This is a genomic window from Chryseobacterium sp. CG10_8 (genome assembly GCF_058117085.1).
This window is the reverse complement of record NZ_JBYVEB010000254.1, coordinates 1-911: the sequence shown is the minus strand read 5'-3', so window position 1 is coordinate 911 and position 911 is coordinate 1. Positions and strand designations below refer to the sequence as shown.

General features: G+C 32.2%; 1 protein-coding gene. It reads left to right on the top strand.

The window, feature by feature from the left end; genetic code table 11:
• Positions 1-138: 138 nt before the first annotated feature.
• Positions 139-903 carry an IS5 family transposase gene (locus tag AC4AGG_RS16600; RefSeq protein WP_489773136.1) on the top strand — a complete coding sequence of 255 codons (765 nt, stop codon included), beginning with the start codon at positions 139-141 and terminating at the stop codon, positions 901-903.
• The last annotated feature ends 8 nt before the right edge of the window (positions 904-911 follow it).

Below are 911 nucleotides of genomic sequence, written 5' to 3'. Positions count from 1 at the left end.
GATCCTGTTTAAAAATTAAATTGAAAAAAGTTTATGAAGGTTATATTAGTTGAAATATTTGCATAAAAGAATGATTGTCAGTTTTTTATATTAAATATTTTTCGTAACTTGTTAGTTGTTAATCAATTAAGTTACATCATGAAAAATTATTCAACCAACATTTCTGACAATCAGTGGCAATTTATAAAAAAGACTTTAGAATTTGATAATAGAAAGCGAAAATATTGTCTACGAACGATTTGGGACGCTATTATGTATTTAATAAAGACGGGCTGTCAATGGCGGTTGTTGCCAGGAGATTTTCCCAAATGGCAATTGGTGTATTACTATTATTCGAAATGGTCTAATGCAGAGGAGTTTGATTTATTACTCTCAAAATTGAGGGAAAGAGTCAGAATTAAAAGAAATCAAAACTGTGACCCGAGTTTGGGAATCATGGACAGTCAAAGCGTAAAATGGGGCAATAATCGTTCATTAAACGGCTATGATGGAAACAAGAAAGTGAAAGGAATCAAAAGACATGTTGTCGTAGACAAAAATGGATTTTTATTGACAATAATGGTAACCGTAGCCAATGTCCACGACAGCAAGGCGGCAGAATTTTTAATGAGAACATTGACGTATTTTTTAAGCCCAATAAAGGTTATTCTTGCAGATGGAGGATACAGAGGGGAAATTATAGAACAAGTGAGGAATCGTTTTGGATATTTGATTAATGTGGTTATGAGAAATGATGATAAAAAGGATGGTTTCAATCCTATTTCCAAAAGGTGGATTATAGAACGTACGTTTTCTTGGTTTGATAACGACCGAAGATTGTGTAGGAATTATGAACTTCTGATGGAAACCTCTGAAAATATGGTCAAATTATCTGCTATAAAAAATTTATTGAACAAAATTTAAACAGGCTC

What these genes read in the sequence shown, in the direction of transcription:
- AC4AGG_RS16600 (WP_489773136.1), top strand. Translation starts at nt 139, where the DNA reads ATGAAAAATTATTCAACCAACATTTCTGACAATCAGTGGCAATTTATA.